A 17,877-nucleotide genomic window follows, 5' to 3' on the forward strand; every position below is an offset into this window, starting at 1 on the left:
CCCCTCCTCAGCGCGCGGCATGACGCGCATTCGGCTACAAAAACACTCGCCCGCATCCTGCCCGGTCACATTCCAATCGACGCGAACCTCTCGATTTCGCGTCGACGTCGATCGTTTCGCCCGGCTCGCATCCGCTTGCCGAGCGACGCGATGCGGCGCGTGCTGCGTGTGTATTCCCACCGCCCACCATCTTTCCCGATGCGATCGGTGAACGCTCGTCCGGCGCCGCCGTCCGAAGCGCCGCGCGTTCGGCGCACTTCACGCGTCACGCGCCGGGCGCGACCAGAAAATCGCATACGATCCGATGCATCCGCGCGGCCTGCGGACTCGTGTCGAGTGCGCGCCAGCAACCGTGGACGAGCCCGTCGCCGTGCCAGAAGCGCGCGACGCCGCCCGCCGATCGAATGCGCTCCGTATAGACGCGCGCATCGTCGCGCAACGGATCGTGCTCGGCGCCGACCGCCAGCACGGGCGGCAAGCCGTCGAAGCGCCGCGCGCCGAGCGGCATCGCTTCTCGCGGCGGTTCGGCATCGCCCCAATAGAAGCGGCGATACGCGTGAACGTGCGCGAGCGTAAGCATTGGCGCGTGCGCCTCCGCCTCGCGTGCGGGCGATTGCGGCTCGAAGCCGAGCATCGGATAGACGAGCGCGACCGCGCACACGCCGCCGCCCTCGCACCCGTCATCACCATGCGCCGCGCGACCGCCGTCGCGCAGCGCCGTCGCAACCGAAGCCGCGAGCGTGCCGCCCGCGCTGTCGCCGGCGAGCCGAAGCGGCAATGCAATCGGGCGGAACGGCAGCCGGCCGTCGAGCGCCGCGACGCAGACCTCCAGACAATCGTCGAGCGCGGCCGGCGCACGATGCTCCGGGGCAAGCCGATAATCGACGGCGATCACGTCGAGCCCCGTGTCCGCCGCGATCCGGGCGGCGATGAGCGCGTGACTGTCGAGCGAACCGACGACGAAGCCGCCTCCGTGAAAGAACAGCACCGTCCCGCGCGCTTCGGAGCGCCGCGAACGATAGCGCCGCAAGCCGATCGTGCGGCCGTCCGCCGCGGCGAAGTGCGCGTCGGTCACGTCGATGTCCGCAGGCAACGCGGGCGTCCACGCCGCGGCGAAGCGCTCGTAGAGCACGCGCTGTTCGGCGATCGGGCGCGATGCGGCATCGTCCGGATACCACACGGCGACACGCGCGACGAACGCATCGATTTCCGGTTCCAGCATCGCGCGCCTGCGTCGGTTCGTCGATCCGCGTCGCGTCAGCGACGCGCGGGCAGACCGATCACACGCCCGGCGTAAGCCGGCTCGGGATACCCGCGCTGCCGCGCATGCAGATTCGCGATCCGCTCGGCGACGTCGGCGTCGAACGGCGCCGCCTTCGGTCCGCTCGTGTCGACGTGCAGCAGCATCTGTTCGCTCGCCGACACCGCGCCGTCGGCCCCTTGCGCGAACATCTCGAGATACAGATGCAGCCGCTTCGCGTCGTGCGCGAGCACGCGCGCATCGACCCGCACGCGCGTCCCCTCCTTGATCTCGTGCAGATAGTTGACATGCGCCTCGAGCGTATAGACGGAGCGGCCGCGCGCTTTGCGCGCCGCGTCGTCCAGACCGATCGCGTCGAGCAGCGCATCCGTCGCGAAGCTGAAGATCAGCAGATAAAACGCATCGCGCAGATGCCCGTTGTAATCGACCCATTCCGCGCGCACCGTGTCGCGGTGAATCGTCAGCTCCGTCGCTTGCGTCGCGGCCGTCGTCATCGTCAATCCTCGTAGCGCATCCCGTGGCGCGCCTTCACCGCGGCGATCGCCGCGATCACTTCGGTGATGCATTCGTCCCGATAGCGCTCGAGTTCCTTGATGCTTCGGTGTCCTTGCTGCTCGGCGGTGCCTTCGACGACGCGGTCGATCAGCGCATCGGTCAGCTTCGGCGCGACGAGCTTGGTCCAAGGCAGCTCCAGAGCGGGACCGAACTGCTGCATGAAATGACGCATGCCGGCCTCGCCGCCTGCCAGTGTATACGTGAGGAACGTGCCCATGAACGACCAGCGGATGCCCGCGCCGAAACGGATCGCGTCGTCGATCTCGCCCGTCGTCGCAACGCCTTCGTCGACGAGGTGCAGCGCCTCACGCCACAGCGCCTCGAGCAGGCGGTCCGCGATGAAACCCGGCACTTCCTTGCGCACCCGCAGCGGCCGCATGCCGAGCGCGCGATAGACGCCGATCGCCGCATCGACGGTTTCGGGCGCGGTGCGCGCGCCGCCCAGCACTTCGACGAGCGGCAGCAGATAGACCGGATTGAACGGATGGCCGACGATGCAGCGCTCGGGATGCCGCGCGCGTGCATAGAAATCCGTCGGCAGGAGGCCCGACGTCGACGACGCGATGATCGCATCGGGCTTCGCCGCCCGGCTGATCTGATCGTGCAGCTCGAGCTTCAATGCTTCGCGCTCGGGCGCGCTTTCCTGAATGAAATCGGCGCCGGCGACGCACGCTTCGATCGTCGAGACGAAACGCAAGCGCGCGGGCGACGCGCCGGACGCGAGCCCGGCGCGCTCGAGCGCGGGCCACGCGTTCTCGACGTTCGCGCGCAATTGTTGCTCCGCGCCGCCGGCGGGGTCCCAGGCGACGACGTCGAGCCCGTTCGCGAGCGCGCGCGCAACCCAGCCGCTGCCGATGACGCCCGCGCCGATCGCCGCGAACGTGTTGATTTCGGTGATGACAGCCATGAATCTTCGATCCTTGAACGAGAAGATGACGCGAAAGGGCCGATCCGGCGCGGCGTGCGCGCACGGCCGCTCCCGCAACGTTGTCCGGTGCTGCGCCGCGCTCGCGCTATGCGGATTCGGCGATCGCGCGCCGCTCGAGCGGACGCTCGCCGCGCGGCGGCAAGCCGAGCTTGCGTCGCCCTTCGGCCGGCGTCAGCACGCGAGCGCCGAGGCGCTCGACGATCTCCCGCGCGCGCTCGACGAGCGAGCCGTTCGTCGCGTGCACGCCGCGATCGAGCCACAGGTTGTCTTCGAGACCGACGCGCACGTGGCCGCCGAGCAGCATCGCCTGCGCGACCATCGGCATCTGCATCCGGCCGATCCCGAAACCCGCCCAGTGCGCGCCGGGCGGCAGGTTGTCGACCATCGCCTTCATCGTGCCGGTGTCGGCGGGCGCGCCCCACGGAATGCCGAGGCAAAGCTGGAAGAGCGGCGGATCGTCGAGGAGTCCTTCTTTCAGCAGTTGCTTCGCGAACCACAGATGGCCCGTGTCGAAGATCTCGAGCTCGGGCTTCACGCCCAGTTCCCGGATTCGCTTCGCGCCCGCGCGCAATTGCGCAGGCGTCGATACGTAGATGTAATCGCCGTCGCCGAAATTCAGCGTCCCGCAATCGAGCGTGCAGATCTCGGGCAGCAGCTCCTCGACGTGCACGAGCCGCGTCAATCCGCCGACGAGGTCCGTGCCCTTGCCGAAGCGCATCGGGTCTTCGCCCGCGCCGATCTCGAGATCGCCCCCCATGCCGGCCGTCAGATTGATGATGACGTCGACGTCGGCCGAGCGAATCCGGTCGACCACCTCGCGATACAGCTTCGGATCGCGGCTGCCGCGGCCCGTCAGCGGATCGCGCACGTGGCAGTGCGCGACCGTCGCGCCCGCCTTCGCGGCTTCGATCGCCGCATCGGCGATCTGCTTCGGCGTGACCGGTATCGCCGGATGCTTGCCGACCGTGTCGCCCGCACCCGTCACCGCGCACGTCACAATGACTTCCTGATTCATCGCTGTCGCCTCGTTCAGATTCAAATTCGAATTCGGATGCGCGCCGCCGCGCCGATATCATGGGCGGCGAACCTTAGGCTCAGAGCCCCAGATAAGCCTTCACCGCGGCAAGACCATCCCTGCCGTCGTAGGTCTTCACGCCGGCAAGCCAAGCGTCGAGCGCCTGCGGGTTCTTCTTGAGGTACGCCTTCGCGGCTTCCGCCGGCTTCACCTTGTTCATCACCGCCTGCATCAACTGGTTCTCCATTTGCGTCGTGAAGCGCAAATTGCCGACGAGCTTGCCCGCGTTCGGGCAACGCGTCATGTAGTCGGGCGCCGTCAGCGTATACACGCGCGCTTCGCCGTAGTTCGGACCGAACGCCGCGTCGCCGCCCGACAGATAGTTCATGCTGATCTGAATGTTCATCGGATGCGGCTCCCAGCCGAGGAACACGACCCACTTCTTGTCGCGGATCGCGCGTTCGACCGTGACGAGCATCCCCGCCTCGCTCGACTCGACGAGCTTGAAGCCGCCGAGCCCGTACTGGTTCGTGTCGATCATCTTCTGGATCGTCGCGTTCGCGCTGCTGCCGGGCTCGATCCCGTAGATCTTGCCGTCCAGCTCGGCGCGGTGCTTCGCGATGTCGTCGAACGATTTCAGCCCGGCTTGATACACGTAGGCCGGCACCGCGAGCGTCGCCTTCGCGCCCGACAGATTCGGCGGCTCGACAACGGCGATCGACTTCGAATCGAGGAACGGCTGCAGTTGATGCTGCTGCACCGGCCACCAGTAGCCGAGCGACACGTCGATCTGCTTGTTCTTGAGGCCTGCGAACGATATCGGCACGGACGAGATCGTCGTCGTCGGCTTGTAGCCGAGACCGTCGAACAGCAGCGACGCGAGTGCCGTCGTCGACGTGATGTCGGTCCAGCCGATGTCCGCGAAACGCACGTTGCGGCATGCGGCCGAATCCTGCGCGAAGGACGGCAGCGGCAGCGCGCATGCGGTGGCGAGCGCGGCGCCGAGTACGAGTGTCGTGGTGGACTTCATGGTGGCCTCCCTGTTCGACGGATTCCGCAGGCAATTCAAGGGGACGACAGGCCTGCACCGTGGGCTCAAAGTTAACGGGCCATATTCGCGGCAAGGCGACCGACGGCGACCTTTTCTTGCCTGTTTGCGACTATGCGTAAAAACCATTAGATCGACGAATCGTCAGGCATGGCGGCGATTGATCGGCATGTATCGCGCGACGCGCCTTGCCTGCCTGCGTCCTGCTTGCTACGCTCGGCCCATTGCTTCCGAAGCACACGCGCGATGCCAGAAGAGTTCCATTTCCTGCTGATGCCCGGTTTCTCCGCGCTAGGCTTCATGTCCGCCGTCGAGCCGCTGCGCGTCGCGAACCGCTTCAGGCCGAATCTCTATCGCTGGCGCATCGTGAGCGCAGACGGCGCGCCCGTCGTCGCGAGCAACGGCATCTCGCTGAACGCGGACGCCGCGTTCGCACAGATCGAGCATGCGCACACGATCTTCGTGATCGCGGGCTTCGACCCGCTCGCGTGCTACACACGCACGCTCGGCGACTGGCTCAAGCGCGAGTATCGGCGCGGCGCGACGACGGGCGGCATCGACACCGGCAGCTTCGTGCTCGCGGAAGCGGGAATCTTCGACGCGTCGCATGCGCTGACGCTGCACTGGGAAGCGCTCGCCGCGTTCCAGGAGCGCTATCCGCGCCTGAAAACGACGCAGGAGTTGTTCGAGATCGACGAGCGGCGCATCACCTGCGCGGGCGGCACCGCGTCGATCGACATGATGCTCGACCTGATCGGCCGCCGGCACGGCGCCGATCTCGCCGCGACGATCTCCGAGCAGTTCGTGCTGAGCCGAATCCGCCAGCGCTCCGATCGCCAGCGGCTCGAGATCGCCGCGCGCTACGGGGTACACAACCGCAAGCTGATCCAGGTGATCGGAACGATGGAGCATCACATGGAAAGCCCGCTGCCGTCCGACACGCTCGCGCAGGCAGTCGGCGTCACGCGCCGCCAGCTCGAGCGGCTGTTCAGCACGATCCTCGGCGATACGCCGACGCGTTTCTATTTGCGCCTGCGGCTCGATCGCGCGCGCGAACTTCTTCAGCAGACCGATATGACGGTCGCCGCTGTATGCGCGGCATGCGGCTTCGAATCGCCTTCGCATTTTTCCCGCACTTATCGCGCGCAATTCGGCGCGAGCCCGAGAAGCGACCGCAATACGCTGCGCTGAACCGCATGCTGCGCTGAGCCGGACGCGTTGCCGCAACCGCGATTGCGGCGGTGCAAAATCGCGCGCCGCCAGACCGTTTTCGCTTATCGAACCGCCCCTCGAAAATAATTCGAAATATCATTGAAAATATTCTGTAACATGTTCTAAAAATAGATAGGCAGACTAACGACGTGAAATTCCAGTACGGCTGGTCATTTGCCGAATAGAAAAGCAGCATTCCAAATATTTATTCCGAGGGGTTTGTAATGACGATGCTCATACAGCCATCGCAGCGCTTGCCGTTTGCTCCGCCCGCCGCTCTCTGGCGGTTCCCCGTCCCTCCACCCCGCACGCTTCGCGCGCGCTGATTCCTCTCGGCGTCGCGCCGCTTTCGTTGTTGTTTCGCCCGCCTGCACCGGCCCGTCGAGGCCGGCGCACGGGCCAGGTCGTCCCTGCGGTTCCCGTGGTTTCGTTTGTTATCCAAACCTTTGAAGACGAGGACAATCTATGCAAACATCCGTCAAAGCGTTGCCGTTCGCACTGAGCCTTGCCATCGGCCTCGGCGCCGCGCTGCCTGCGTGGGCCGATTCGAAGGCCCCGAATCCGCAAGAAGAAAGCCGCCGCGCGAGCCTCACGCGCGGCGTCGTGCCGCCCGTGGAGAAGGCCGGCAAAACCGGGCAGTTCCGCCCGGGCGCCGTCGCCGTCACGCTCGCAAGCCCGTCGTTCCACGCGAAGAAATCCGACGCGGCGACGATGGCGCGCGAGTTCGTCGCCGCGCGCGCCACGCAGCTCGGCCTCGACAAGACGGCGCTCTCGAATCTCGTCGTCGCGTCCGAACGCGCCGACGCCGATTTCACCGTCGTCCGCTTCCAGCAGCGCGCCGCGGGCCTGCCTGTCTACGATAGCGACATCGCCGTCACGGTCGCGTCCGACGGCCGCGTGCTGTACGTCGCGAGCAACGCGGTGAACGGCGTCGCCGCCGTGTCGAGCAAGACGCAGGCGGTCGACGAGCAGCAGGCGCTCGATCGTGCGCGCGCATACCTCGGCGTCGGCGGCTTCGCGAGCGTGCAGTCGCAACTCGTCGCTTTCGTCGACGGCGCGGGCACCCATACCGCGTGGAAGGTTCGCGGCAAGCCGCAGGACAGCCTGCGCGGCGATTGGGAACTGGTCATCGACGCGAACAGCGGTGAAGTGCTGCGCGCCGAAGACAAGGCATCCTATGCAACGGACGGAACCGGGCTCGTGTTCCTGCCGGACCCGCTGTCGTCGACCAAAAGCAGCTACGGCAGCACCGGCTACAAGGACAACAACGACGCCGACTCACCGCAATTGAACGCCGCGCGCGTGCGCGTGACGCTCAAGGATCTCGCGCAGACGAGCGGCGGCTACAAGCTGACGGGGCCGTACGCGTCGTGCATCGACTTCGATTCGCCGTTCGACAACGCGTGCCCGGTGCAGTCGTCGCCGACCTTCGACTTCACGCGCTCGAACCTGTACTTCGAAGCGGTGAACGCGTACTACCACATCGACACCTTCCTGCGCTACGTGAACCTCACGCTCGGCATCAAAGCGTTGCCCTATCAGTATTCCGGCGGCGTCCAGTACGATCCGCACGGCGAATCCGGCGCCGACAATTCGTCGTATTCGTCTGGCTCGGGCCGGTTGTCGTTCGGCCAGGGCGGCGTCGACGACGCCGAGGACGCGGACGTCGTGATTCACGAGCTCGGCCACGGTATCCACGACTGGATCACGAACGGCGGGTTGTCTCAGGTCGAGGGCCTGTCCGAAGGCACGGGCGATTACCTCGCGGCTGCGTACAGCCGCGATTTCAATCAATGGAGCCCGTCCGACGCGCAATATAACTGGGTCTACAACTGGGACGGCCACAACGAGTTCTGGCCCGGCCGCGTCACGAACTACAACGTCGGCCGCACGTACGCGCAGGTCCGCAATTCCGAGATCCACACGGCCGGCCAGTACTGGGCGTCGTGCAACATAGTCGCGCGCGACGCGATCGGCGGCACGGCGATGGACAGGGCATTCCTGAAGGGGCTGTCGATGACGAACAGCTCGACAAACCAGAAGGCCGCGGCTCAGGCCGTGCTAACCGCGGCGGCGGCTCTCGGCTACAGCAGCGCGCAGCTCGATGCGATCGGCAACGCGTACAACAAGAGCTGCACCTACGGCGTGACCGTGCCGCAAAAGCTGTAACCCGCATCGAGAAAAAGACCTAAGCGACAACGTACGCGGAGCGCGCGGCGCGATCTGCCGCGCGCCCTTCCCCACGACCGTATCTCCCTCAACCTGAGGAGATCGAACATGTCCAAGCTCCAGCACGTCGCCGCCGCGGTATGCGGCGCCCTCTACGTGTCGGCCGCCCACGCCGCGCCGGTGTGGATCACGCTCGCCGATCCCGCGTTCCGCGAACTGCGCCTGATCGATCCCGCCGCGACGAGCCGCTACAGCACGGCCGTCGCGACGGGCAACGCCGCACGCACCGAGACGGTCCACGTCGCGCAAATCGACGATTCGCAGCTCGAATCGCTGTCTCAGGCGATACGCCGCACGCGCGGCCACGGCCCCGGCTTCTTCGTCCACGCCACATTCGACGAAGCGCGCACGTCGCTGCAACCGAGTGTCGCCAAGCAGACGGCCGCGATCGACTACCCGATCACCAACTCCCAGCAGGTCCGCAACTGGATCTCGCAACTGCAGGCGAGCAACATCGTCAGCACGATCGTGTCGCTGTCCGGCTTCACGAACCGTTACTACACGACGTCGCACGGCGTCGCCGCATCAGACTGGCTCGCGCAGCAGTGGAAGCAGCTCGCCGGCTCGCGCGCCGACGTGACCGTCGAGCAGTTCACGCACACCAGCTGGCCGCAAAAATCCGTGATCCTGACGATCAAGGGAAGCGATCCGGGCGCGGGCGTCGTCGTGATCGGCGGTCATCTCGATTCGACGGTCGGCCGCACGAGCGAAAACACGCGCGCGCCGGGCGCCGACGACGACGCGTCCGGCATCGCGAGCCTTACCGAAGCGCTGCGCGTGCTGCTCACCAACCGCTATCAGCCCACGCGCACGCTGAAGTTCATCGGCTATGCTGCGGAAGAAGCAGGCCTGCTCGGTTCGCAGGCGATCGCGAAGCAGTTCAGGGCGCAGAACGTGAACGTGGTCGGTGCGTTCCAGCTGGACATGACGAACTACAAGGGAGATCCGAAGGACATCTACCTGATTACCGACTACACCAACTCAGCGCAAAACACGTATCTCGCGAACCTGGCGAAAACCTATCTGCCCGAGCTGACGGTGGGCACTTCGCAATGCGGGTACGCGTGTTCCGATCACGCATCGTGGAACGCGCAAGGCTATCCGGCATCGTTCCCGTTCGAAGCGGACCAGAACGACAATCCGTACATCCACTCCGCGTACGACACGCTCGACCGGTCGGACTCACAGGGCAATCACGCACTGAAGTTCGGCAAGCTCGCGCTCGCGTATGCGGCCGAGCTGGGCGGCGGACTGACGCCGTCCGCCAAGCGGTAAGCCGCGACGGGAGCGGCGCGCATCGCACGCCGCTCCCGAGCCGGAGCGTGTCGCCGCGGGTCAGAACGAGTGACGCATCCCGATGCGAATGTCGGCTTGCGTCTGCGTGCTGGACGGCGTGAAGCTGTAGCCGATCACGGCATCGACGCCGTTGGACGCGCGCAGGTAGTCGCCGGAGAGGTAGACGTCCGTGCGCTTGGACAGCAGATAGTGAACGCCGGCCGATCCCTGATTCCAATGATGGCCTTCGAAGCGCGTGTGCTGGTAGCCGGCGACGAAGCTGAGCGCCGGCGTGAACTGGTACAGGCCGCCGCCTTCGTAGACCTGCATGTGCGACGTGTTGCCGAAGCCCTTGATCGTCGTATACGTGAAATTGCCGGACAGCGTCAGCTTGTCGAGCGTGTAGCTCGCGCCGACGCCGAGCGTCCCCTGGCTGTCGACGTTCATCGGCGTATTCGCGAACAGGTCGGTGACCTTGCCCGTCGCCGGATCGACGCTGACGGTCGGCTGGCCGAGGAACGTCCTCGTGCCGATCATCGCGTACGGATCGAACGCATAGATGCCGGAAGGATTGTTCAGATGCGTGTAAGCCGCGCCCACCGACAGATTGCCTTGCGTGTAATTCGCGCCCGCGCTCCACGCGCTGTTGCGATGGAAATCGCCCGCGACGTTGCCGAACGAATACATCGCGCCGAACTTGAAGCCGCTGAAGTCATTCGACAGGAACTTGACGGAGTTCGGCAGACGGTCGCCGTTGAAGCGGTCGAAGTCGCCCTGGTGGATCGCATAGCCGCTCGCCCACGCAGAGATGTTGTTCAGATAGACCATCTCCTCCGTCATGTCGAGCTGATTGCCGAACGACAAGGTTCCCCAATTGTTCTGCAATCCGACGTAAGCCTGCCGGCCGAATTCCGCGCCGCCGAAGCCAAGCTGGCCGTTACCCAGACGAAAGCCGCTCTCGAGCACGAAGACCGCCTTCAAGCCGCCGCCGAGATCTTCGGTGCCCTTGAAGCCGATCCGGTTGCCATACGACACGCCGTCGTCGAACTTGAAGACGTGCGAGCCGCCCGTGTTGTTGACGTACGTGACACCGGCATCGAGAATCCCGTACAGCGTGACGCTGCTCTGCGCGTGGCTTGCGCCCGGCGCGATTCCGATTGCGAGCGCGATCGCGCTCATCACGGCAACATTCGATTTCTTCATTGTCGGCACCCCACCCTGCCCATTCGATAAGAAAAAAGATTCCCGCCTTGACCACGCGAATCCGCGACTATTGCTGAAACGACGCACCACTCCGACGGCCGTTGCGCATCTCGCACACAATCGGATGCCGTTGGCGAAAAATACAAACCCATTTTTCGCCCTACCCGTCTCCAGGCGACGTCGAATGGTCACGATGCGACGAACCGGTCCGAAGCCGACGTCGGCCGTCAGCGCGGCTCGCGCTGCAGGCAAGCGCAGCGCGCCGTTCGCGGTGGTCACGCCGCCGAGCGATTCGTCGACAAGCGGCGAATGCGTGCGCGACGCGCGTTGCGCGGCGCCCACAGCGGAGCGTCTATCCTGCAGCATCGCGGCGATTGTTCCGTTCTCCAGATTGACTGTGAACGTCATCCGCCGGAACAGGCGCGCGAGAGATTCGCTCACTGGTTCGAGAAATCCGCGCGTGCGGCGGTGTCGCCGATTGCGCCTCTGGAGGTCGGGCCAAAATACGCGTCCCCGCCCGACAGGTGAACGAGATGGGATGCCGTATTCATCAGATGCGGCTCTCAGCCGAGGAATTCGATCCGTTGGCGGCCTCGCACCGCGCATTCGACCTGCGTCAGCATCCCCTTCTCGCTCGGTTCGACGAGTTGCCCGTTCGCCGGCTCGAGCGCCTCGTCCGCAATCGCCCGTTTGCCCGCAGGCGCGCGCCGTGCCGCTGTTTCGATGCTGCTTCGATGCTGTTTCGCTGCCATTTCGCCGCCGGTTGCCCGACGCGTGCGCGTGACGCCCCACGCATTGGCGCGCCGATTCCAGCGGCGCGGCGATTCGGTTCTATCCGCATTCGATCCGGCTTGATTAACTTGTGCGTCGCCTCGGAAGCCCGGCACTCGCGCCGGGCACGAGACGCCATCGAGTCAGAGGAAACACATGTCCGTTCCACAACGTCCCCTTCAGTTCGTGCTGACGCTGTCGTGCCCGAGCGCGGCGGGCCAGGTCGCCGCCGTCGTCGGGCTGCTCGACCGGCATCGTTGCTACGTCGACGAGCTGACCGTCTTCGACGACGACCTCAGCGAGCGCTTCTTCGTGCGCTGCGTGTTCCATGCGACGGGCGACGTCGATTCGCTGCGCATCGACGCGCTGCGACGCGAGTTCGAGCCGATCGCGACGCGCTTTCGCATGCAATGGGCGATCCACGACGTTGCCGCGCGGCCGAAGGTGCTGATCATGGTGTCGAAGCTCGAGCATTGCCTCGCCGACCTGCTGTTCCGCTGGAAAATGGGGGAGCTGAAGATGGACATCGTCGGGATCGTGTCGAACCATTCGGATCTCGAACCGCTTGCCGCGCAGCACGGGCTGCCGTTCCGGCATTTCCCGATCACGGCCGACACGAAGGCGCAACAGGAAGCGCAATGGCTCGACGTGCTCGAGACGAGCGGCGCCGAGCTCGTGATTCTCGCGCGCTACATGCAGGTGCTATCGCCCGAAACGAGCGCGACGCTCGCGAACCGCGCGATCAACATCCACCATTCGTTCCTGCCCGGATTCAAGGGGGCGAAACCGTACCACCAGGCGCATGCACGCGGCGTGAAGCTGATCGGCGCGACCGCGCACTTCGTCACCGACGATCTCGACGAGGGGCCGATCATCGAACAAGTGGTCGAGCGCGTCGATCACTCGTACCGGCCGGAGCAACTGCTTGCGGTGGGACGAGACGTCGAATGCATCACGCTTGCGCGTGCGGTGAAGGCATTCATCGAGCGCCGCGTGTTCCTGAACGGCGACCGGACCGTGGTGTTCCAGTAGCGCGCACGGCGCGTTCGCCGATTCGCGACGGCCCGGATGCGCCAATGCATCCGGGCATCCCCGCCGGCGCACGCCGGCTATCGAACCCAAGCGAAGTAATAAGACATCCCGATCGTCAGCACGGCAGCCGCGAGCGCCGCGTATGGCGCCGCATTCAGCCACGTGCGGCGCGCCGGCACGACGAGTTCCATGTCACGCTGCATCTGCGTGGGGAAACGACCGCGATCCTGCCAGTAGTGCCGATAGACGAATACCGGCACGATCAGCAGCATCGCGATCAAGCCGTTGCGCAACGTACCCGCGCCTTGCAGGTCGGCGCCCGCGCCGACGTAGACAAGATTCGCGTAGCCGCAGATCGAGCCGAGCACGAGCAGCCACGTCGGACAACGGAACGGCCGCTCCCATCCGCCGCGATCCATCCGGTGAATCCAGCCCGACTGCAAATTCAGGAAGACGAACAACATGTAGCAGACGTTCGAGATCGACAGCACCGTCATGTAGTCCGACATCAGCAGCAGCACGAGGTTGAAGCCGAGATCGGTCCACATCGCGCGCGTCGGCGCGCCGTGCTCGTTCACGTGCGACAGGTACTTCGGCAGCCAGCCGTCGACCGACGCCTGGTAGAGCGTTCGTGACGAGCCCATCATCGACGTCATCACGATCAGAAGGATCGACAGCATCAACATCACGACGATCGCGTTCGCGATCCACGCGCCGCCGCCGACGATGCGCGCCATCGCTGCCGCGACGCCCGTGCCGTCACCGATGCGCGGATCGAGCATCGCTGCGGTGCCGAGCGCGCCCTGGAACGCCATCGGCACGAGCGTCATCACGATCAGGCACAGCGCGCCCGACCAGAAGATCGCCTTCGCGGTATCGCGACGCGGATCGCGGAATTCGCGCGTGTAGCAGACGGCCGTTTCGAAGCCGTACGAAGCCCAGCCGGCCATGAACATCGCGCCGAGCGCCATCACGACGCCCTGCCCGTTCCAACTGCCGAACGTGGCGGCGGTGAGATTGCCCTGCGCGTCGTGGCCGAGCGGCAACAACGGCAGGAGATTCGACATCGGCACGTCGCCCGTGACGAACGGCACGATGCCGACGATGAGAAGCGGCGTCAACGACGCGATGCCGAGAATACGCTGCGTGCGTGCGGCTTTCGATGCGCCGCTGTGCTGCAACTTGAACGTGATCAGCAACAGGATCGTCGCGATCACGAAGGTGGCGTTGACCCGCAGGGTCAGGCCGGGTTTGATGAAACCGAGATCGGCGAGCGTCCATTGCCAGTGCAGGATCGCTGCGTCGGCCGGGAACAGGCTGGTGAGCGCATAGCTTGCCGCGAGGCCGCAGCCGAGCGCGAGCATCGGCGACCACGCGAGCCAGTTGCACCACACGGAAACGGGCGCGATCAACTTGCCGTATCGCACCCAGCCGATCGCACCGTACACCGATGCGCCGCCCGATTTATGGGGAAATAGCCCGGAAATTTCCGCATAAGTCGCGCTTTGAATCAAACCCATCGTGATCGCGGCGATCCACACCGCCCACGCGGGCTGGCCGATCGTCGCGCACACGCCGCCGATCGTGAACAGCACGCCTGCCGGCACGCCGCTCGTTACCCAAAATGCGTCCTTCCAACTGAGGCCACGATGCAGCGTGCGGCCTCTTTCTTCATGTGAGATGGTTGCCTCAATCTCGCTGGTGCTGCGCGCGCGCAGTCCTGCTTGACTCATCCAAAATCCTCCTGTGAAGACTCCGCACAAGGGTACATTTTAACAACACTTCGTTGTGCGAGTCGAAAAATGTCAAAAATCCTGCGGGGAAACCCGCTATTTTTGCGAATTAGTTCGGATACCTTCGAATTTTCTCCCAACCGCTCAAGCCCGACCACACGGGCCTGAGCGCACGAACGTCACTGCGCGGAAGCGGTCCATTCGCCGACGCGATCGCCATGCGCGGCGATCCATGCGTCGGCCGCCGCTGCGGGCTTCGATCCGTTCTGGATCGCGAGCATCACGCCGTCGATCTCGCCCGGCTTCCACTGGAACTTCTTCAGGAACGCGACAACGGGCTTCGCCTTCGTTTCGAGCGCGGGATTCACGACGCTATCGACGTGTTCCGCTTCGCCGTAGACCTTCTTCGGGTCGTCGAGGAAACGCAGCTTCCATTTCGCGAACATCCAGTGCGGCGCCCAGCCCGTCACGACCACCGCCTTGTTCGCATGGATCGAGCGTGCGAGTTCCGCCGTCATCGCGCTGCCCGAGCTCGGCATCAGCGAATAGTTCAGACCATATGCCTTGATCGTGTCGTCGGTCTTGCGCATCACGCCTGCGCCCGCGTCGATGCCGACGATGCGGCCGGAAAACTCGCCCTTCTCCGCGTTCAAATCGTCAATCGACTTCGCTTTCACGTAGCTCGGCACGATGAGGCCGATTTTCGCGTCGGGGAAATTAGTGCCGAGATTGACGACCTTCGTCTTGAACTGATCCCAGTACGCACCCTGCGTGACGGGTAGCCACGCGGAGAGCGTCGCGTCGAGATCGCCGCGCGCGACGCCCTGCCACATCACGCCCGCCGCGACCGGCACGAGCTGCACCGGATAACCGAGCTTCATCTCGATGATGCGCGCGGCGACGTTCGACGTCGCGACGCTGTCGTCCCAGCCTTCGACATAGCCGATCTTCAACGTCGGCTTCGTATCGGCCTGCACAGGCGCGACGGCGGCGAGCATCATCGACAGCACGCCGCAACCCATTAGTTTCGCGAGGAATTTCATGATCGATCTCCTTGAGGTTGTCGGAAAGCGAAGGGCCTCTCTAGGTTCTTCAATCACAATTGCCCGGTATCGTTCTTTTACGACACGTTCTTGCGCGCCCGCGACGCGCTCACTTGTCGACGACGAGATCCGACAGCGGCTTGCTGCAACACAGCAGCACCATGCCCTGATCGATCTCGCGCTGACGAATGCCGCCGTTGTGCTTCATGTCGACCTGGCCGGACACGAGCTTCACCTTGCAGGTGCCGCACATGCCCTGCGTGCACGACGCGGGCAGACGCACGCCCGCGCGCCGTGCCGCGTCGAGCACGTGCTGGTCCGAGCCGCATGCGATCTCGCGATTGCTCTTTGCGAACGCGACCGTGAATTGCCGCGCCTGCGCATCGCCCGAAGCGTCGCTCGACGTATCGGCCGATGCGGCTTCTCCGTCGAGGGTGCGCGCGCCGTTTTCGGCGAGCGTCTCGAACGAGAAGCTCTCTTCGTGATAGCGGCTGAGATCGAACCCGGCTTCGTCGAGCATCTCGCGCACCGCCTTCATGTACGGCGCGGGCCCGCACGTGAAGACCTCGCGCTCGAAGAAATCCGGTGCGATCAGCTTGAGAAGCGGCAGCGACAGAAAGCCCGTCACGCCGTGCCAGTTCGTGCGCGCGCCGAGCCGCTCGCAGACGAACGCGGCGCGAAAGTTCGCATGCGTCGACGCGATCAGGTCGAGCTCGCGCGCGAAGATGATGTCGTCCGGCGTGCGCGCGCTGTGGACGAACACGATGTCGCGATCCTCCGCGAGATCGTGGTGCGCGCGGCTCATCGACATCAGCGGCGTGACGCCCGAGCCCGCTGACAGGAACAGATACTTGCGCGCCGGATGCCGTGCGCACGTGAACTCGCCCGCCGGGCCGAGCACGCGCAGCGGCGCGCCCGGCTGCAGGTTGTCGTGCAGCCAGTTCGACACCTTGCCGCCCGGCACGCGCTTGACCGTGATCGAGATCGTATGCGGCCGCGCGGGCGACGACGAGATCGTGTAACAGCGGTTGATCGTCTCGCCGTCGATGTCGAGCTCGAGCGTGACGAACTGACCAGGCTCGAACGAGAACGCGCGCCCCTGCGGCGAACGGAAGAAGAAGCTCTTCACGTCGTGCGTTTCCTGCCGCACGTGACAGCAGACGAGCGTCTCCTCGACGTCGCTCGTCCAGCGCTCCGGCAGCGCCTGCCAGAACGCGGGGCGCGTCACGCGGCTGTCGGCCGGTTCGAAATTCGCGGCATCTCGCATCATGTTGCGCTCCGTCGTCGTGCTATGCGCCGAAATGCGCGGCGAGGCGGTCGATGTACCACTCGCAGAACTTCTCGACGAGTCCTTCGGTGTACGGAGAATATGGGCCCGGCTCGTACGCGGAACTCGCCGCGCCGCGTTGCGAGAACTCGACGAGTGCGCGATCCTGGTCGTTCGTCGCGTTCCAGACGGCCGTCAGGTTCTTCACGTCGTAATCGATGCCTTCCTTCGCGTCCTTGTGAACGAGCCATTTCGTCCGCACGAGCGTCTCGCCGGCCGACAGCGGGATCACAGAGAACGTGACGATGTGGTCGCTCATGAAGTGGTGCCACGAATTTGGCTGCGTCCAGAACGACAGCCCGCCGAGATCGGCGCGGCGGAATTCGCCGAGCAGCTTCTTCGACGCGACCTTCGCGTCGAGCGTCTGCGATTCGCCGCTGCGGTCGAGCGGCAGCCGCTGCGTGCGAAAGCCCGTCACGTCGGTCAGGCGCTCGACCTCGACGGACGGCAGGCTCAGTGCTTCCCACTGCGCGGCGCGCTCGACGCAGGTGCGCTCGAACGCGGCCATCCCTTCGGCATTCGCGGGCGACGGCTGATAGCCGAAGCCGTATTCGTACAACGAAATGGTCAGCTCCGGATGGTTCGCGACGCAGTGATAGCACTCGCGATTGTTCTCCATCGTCAGCTTCCAGTTGCCTTTCTCGATGATGTCGACCTGCGCGGCGATCTTCGTGTTCGGCAGATCATGCGGCAGCAGATACGGCTCCATCGCCGCGCGCATCGTCGCGAAATCGGCAGGCGGCTCGTCGGCCAGGCACACGAACAGGAGCCCCGCGAGATTCTGCAGATGAACGGGCTTCAGACTATGCTTGCAGCGATCGAACTTCTCGCCCATATGCTCGGCGAACATCAACTGGCCGGTCAGGTTGTACGTCCAGCTGTGATACGGGCACACGATGTTGCCGACGGAGCCTTTTTCTTCGTTGCACAGTCGTGCGCCGCGATGGCGGCACACGTTATGGAACGCGCGGATCTCCATGTCGTCGTCGCGCACGATCAGAATCGAATCCGCGCCGAGCTGAACCGTCACGTAATCGCCGGGCTCGGGCACGTCCGGCTCGACACCCACCTGAATCCAATGCCGCCGAAAGATCGCGTCCATGTCGAGCGCGAAGATCTGGTCGCTCAGATAGAACGGGGCTTCGAGGCTGTAGCCCGCCTTTCGCCGGGCCACCAGCGCGCGGATGTCTGTCGATACTTTCATCGTTTGCTCCGGATTCCTTGCATCCATGGTGTTGTTGCCGA

14 protein-coding genes and 1 pseudogene are annotated in these 17,877 nt (G+C 65.0%); 4 read left to right on the forward strand and 11 right to left on the reverse strand.

Translation table 11 applies throughout. The features are described 5' to 3' along the window. Positions 1 to 265 precede the first annotated feature (265 nt). The 5 genes from WT60_RS30045 to WT60_RS30065 all read right to left on the reverse strand — a co-directional run bounded on the left by WT60_RS30045 (position 266) and on the right by WT60_RS30065 (position 4,789). A complete protein-coding gene (locus WT60_RS30045) occupies positions 266 to 1,222 on the reverse strand; it encodes an alpha/beta hydrolase (protein WP_060355771.1) in 957 nt (318 codons plus the stop codon). A gap of 35 nt (positions 1,223 to 1,257) precedes the next feature. Then, complete coding sequence (locus WT60_RS30050) at positions 1,258 to 1,755, reverse strand: thioesterase family protein (protein ID WP_059578917.1); 498 nt, start codon at positions 1,753 to 1,755, stop codon at positions 1,258 to 1,260. A 2-nt stretch (positions 1,756 to 1,757) separates the two neighbouring features. Further along, the gene (locus tag WT60_RS30055) at positions 1,758 to 2,723 is read right to left on the reverse strand and encodes an L-carnitine dehydrogenase (RefSeq protein WP_038752642.1); all 966 of its coding nucleotides are present in this window, start codon (positions 2,721 to 2,723) and stop codon (positions 1,758 to 1,760) included. A gap of 106 nt (positions 2,724 to 2,829) precedes the next feature. Further along, positions 2,830 to 3,759 carry a 3-keto-5-aminohexanoate cleavage protein gene (locus WT60_RS30060; protein WP_038752712.1) on the reverse strand — a complete coding sequence of 310 codons (930 nt, stop codon included), beginning with the start codon at positions 3,757 to 3,759 and terminating at the stop codon, positions 2,830 to 2,832. Positions 3,760 to 3,838: 79 nt separating this feature from the next. After that, positions 3,839 to 4,789 (reverse strand): choline ABC transporter substrate-binding protein, encoded by a 951-nt coding sequence (locus WT60_RS30065; protein ID WP_059648266.1) that lies wholly within the window; start codon positions 4,787 to 4,789, stop codon positions 3,839 to 3,841. A 264-nt stretch (positions 4,790 to 5,053) separates the two neighbouring features. Here WT60_RS30065 and WT60_RS30070 point away from each other — a divergent pair, with 264 nt between their 5' ends. The 3 genes from WT60_RS30070 (at position 5,054) to WT60_RS30080 (ending at position 9,523) form a co-directional block, all read left to right on the forward strand. Further along, positions 5,054 to 5,998, forward strand: coding sequence for a GlxA family transcriptional regulator (locus WT60_RS30070; RefSeq protein ID WP_059578921.1), 945 nt, complete (start codon positions 5,054 to 5,056; stop codon positions 5,996 to 5,998). A gap of 486 nt (positions 5,999 to 6,484) precedes the next feature. After that, positions 6,485 to 8,188 carry a M36 family metallopeptidase gene (locus WT60_RS30075; protein WP_060355772.1) on the forward strand — a complete coding sequence of 568 codons (1,704 nt, stop codon included), beginning with the start codon at positions 6,485 to 6,487 and terminating at the stop codon, positions 8,186 to 8,188. Between the two features lie 108 nt (positions 8,189 to 8,296). Beyond that, positions 8,297 to 9,523, forward strand: a complete 1,227-nt coding sequence (locus WT60_RS30080; protein ID WP_060355773.1) for a M28 family metallopeptidase — start codon at positions 8,297 to 8,299, stop codon at positions 9,521 to 9,523. Positions 9,524 to 9,583: 60 nt separating this feature from the next. Here the strand turns inward: WT60_RS30080 and WT60_RS30085 are convergent, their stop codons facing one another. Further along, positions 9,584 to 10,726 (reverse strand): porin, encoded by a 1,143-nt coding sequence (locus WT60_RS30085; RefSeq protein ID WP_059648300.1) that lies wholly within the window; start codon positions 10,724 to 10,726, stop codon positions 9,584 to 9,586. A 222-nt stretch (positions 10,727 to 10,948) separates the two neighbouring features. Continuing rightward, a pseudogene (locus WT60_RS30090) lies at positions 10,949 to 11,430 on the reverse strand (glycine betaine ABC transporter substrate-binding protein); the annotation flags it as partial. A 223-nt stretch (positions 11,431 to 11,653) separates the two neighbouring features. Between WT60_RS30090 and purU the strand changes: the two are divergent. Next, on the forward strand, positions 11,654 to 12,529 hold the full coding sequence (purU, locus tag WT60_RS30095; protein ID WP_059578928.1) for a formyltetrahydrofolate deformylase: 876 nt from the start codon (positions 11,654 to 11,656) through the stop codon (positions 12,527 to 12,529). A gap of 77 nt (positions 12,530 to 12,606) precedes the next feature. On the opposite strand, the gene WT60_RS30100 is transcribed toward purU, so the two are convergent. From WT60_RS30100 to WT60_RS30115, 4 genes are all read right to left on the reverse strand, one after another. Continuing rightward, on the reverse strand, positions 12,607 to 14,262 hold the full coding sequence (locus WT60_RS30100; RefSeq protein ID WP_060355774.1) for an APC family permease: 1,656 nt from the start codon (positions 14,260 to 14,262) through the stop codon (positions 12,607 to 12,609). A gap of 179 nt (positions 14,263 to 14,441) precedes the next feature. Further along, positions 14,442 to 15,305, reverse strand: a complete 864-nt coding sequence (locus tag WT60_RS30105) for a glycine betaine ABC transporter substrate-binding protein (RefSeq protein ID WP_038752661.1) — start codon at positions 15,303 to 15,305, stop codon at positions 14,442 to 14,444. A gap of 109 nt (positions 15,306 to 15,414) precedes the next feature. Further along, positions 15,415 to 16,575 carry a hybrid-cluster NAD(P)-dependent oxidoreductase gene (locus tag WT60_RS30110; protein ID WP_059648286.1) on the reverse strand — a complete coding sequence of 387 codons (1,161 nt, stop codon included), beginning with the start codon at positions 16,573 to 16,575 and terminating at the stop codon, positions 15,415 to 15,417. Between the two features lie 19 nt (positions 16,576 to 16,594). Then, positions 16,595 to 17,863 carry an aromatic ring-hydroxylating dioxygenase subunit alpha gene (locus tag WT60_RS30115; protein ID WP_100185421.1) on the reverse strand — a complete coding sequence of 423 codons (1,269 nt, stop codon included), beginning with the start codon at positions 17,861 to 17,863 and terminating at the stop codon, positions 16,595 to 16,597. Positions 17,864 to 17,877: the final 14 nt, after the last annotated feature.

Source organism: Burkholderia sp. MSMB617WGS, assembly GCF_001532025.2.
Lineage (GTDB): Bacteria > Pseudomonadota > Gammaproteobacteria > Burkholderiales > Burkholderiaceae > Burkholderia > Burkholderia savannae.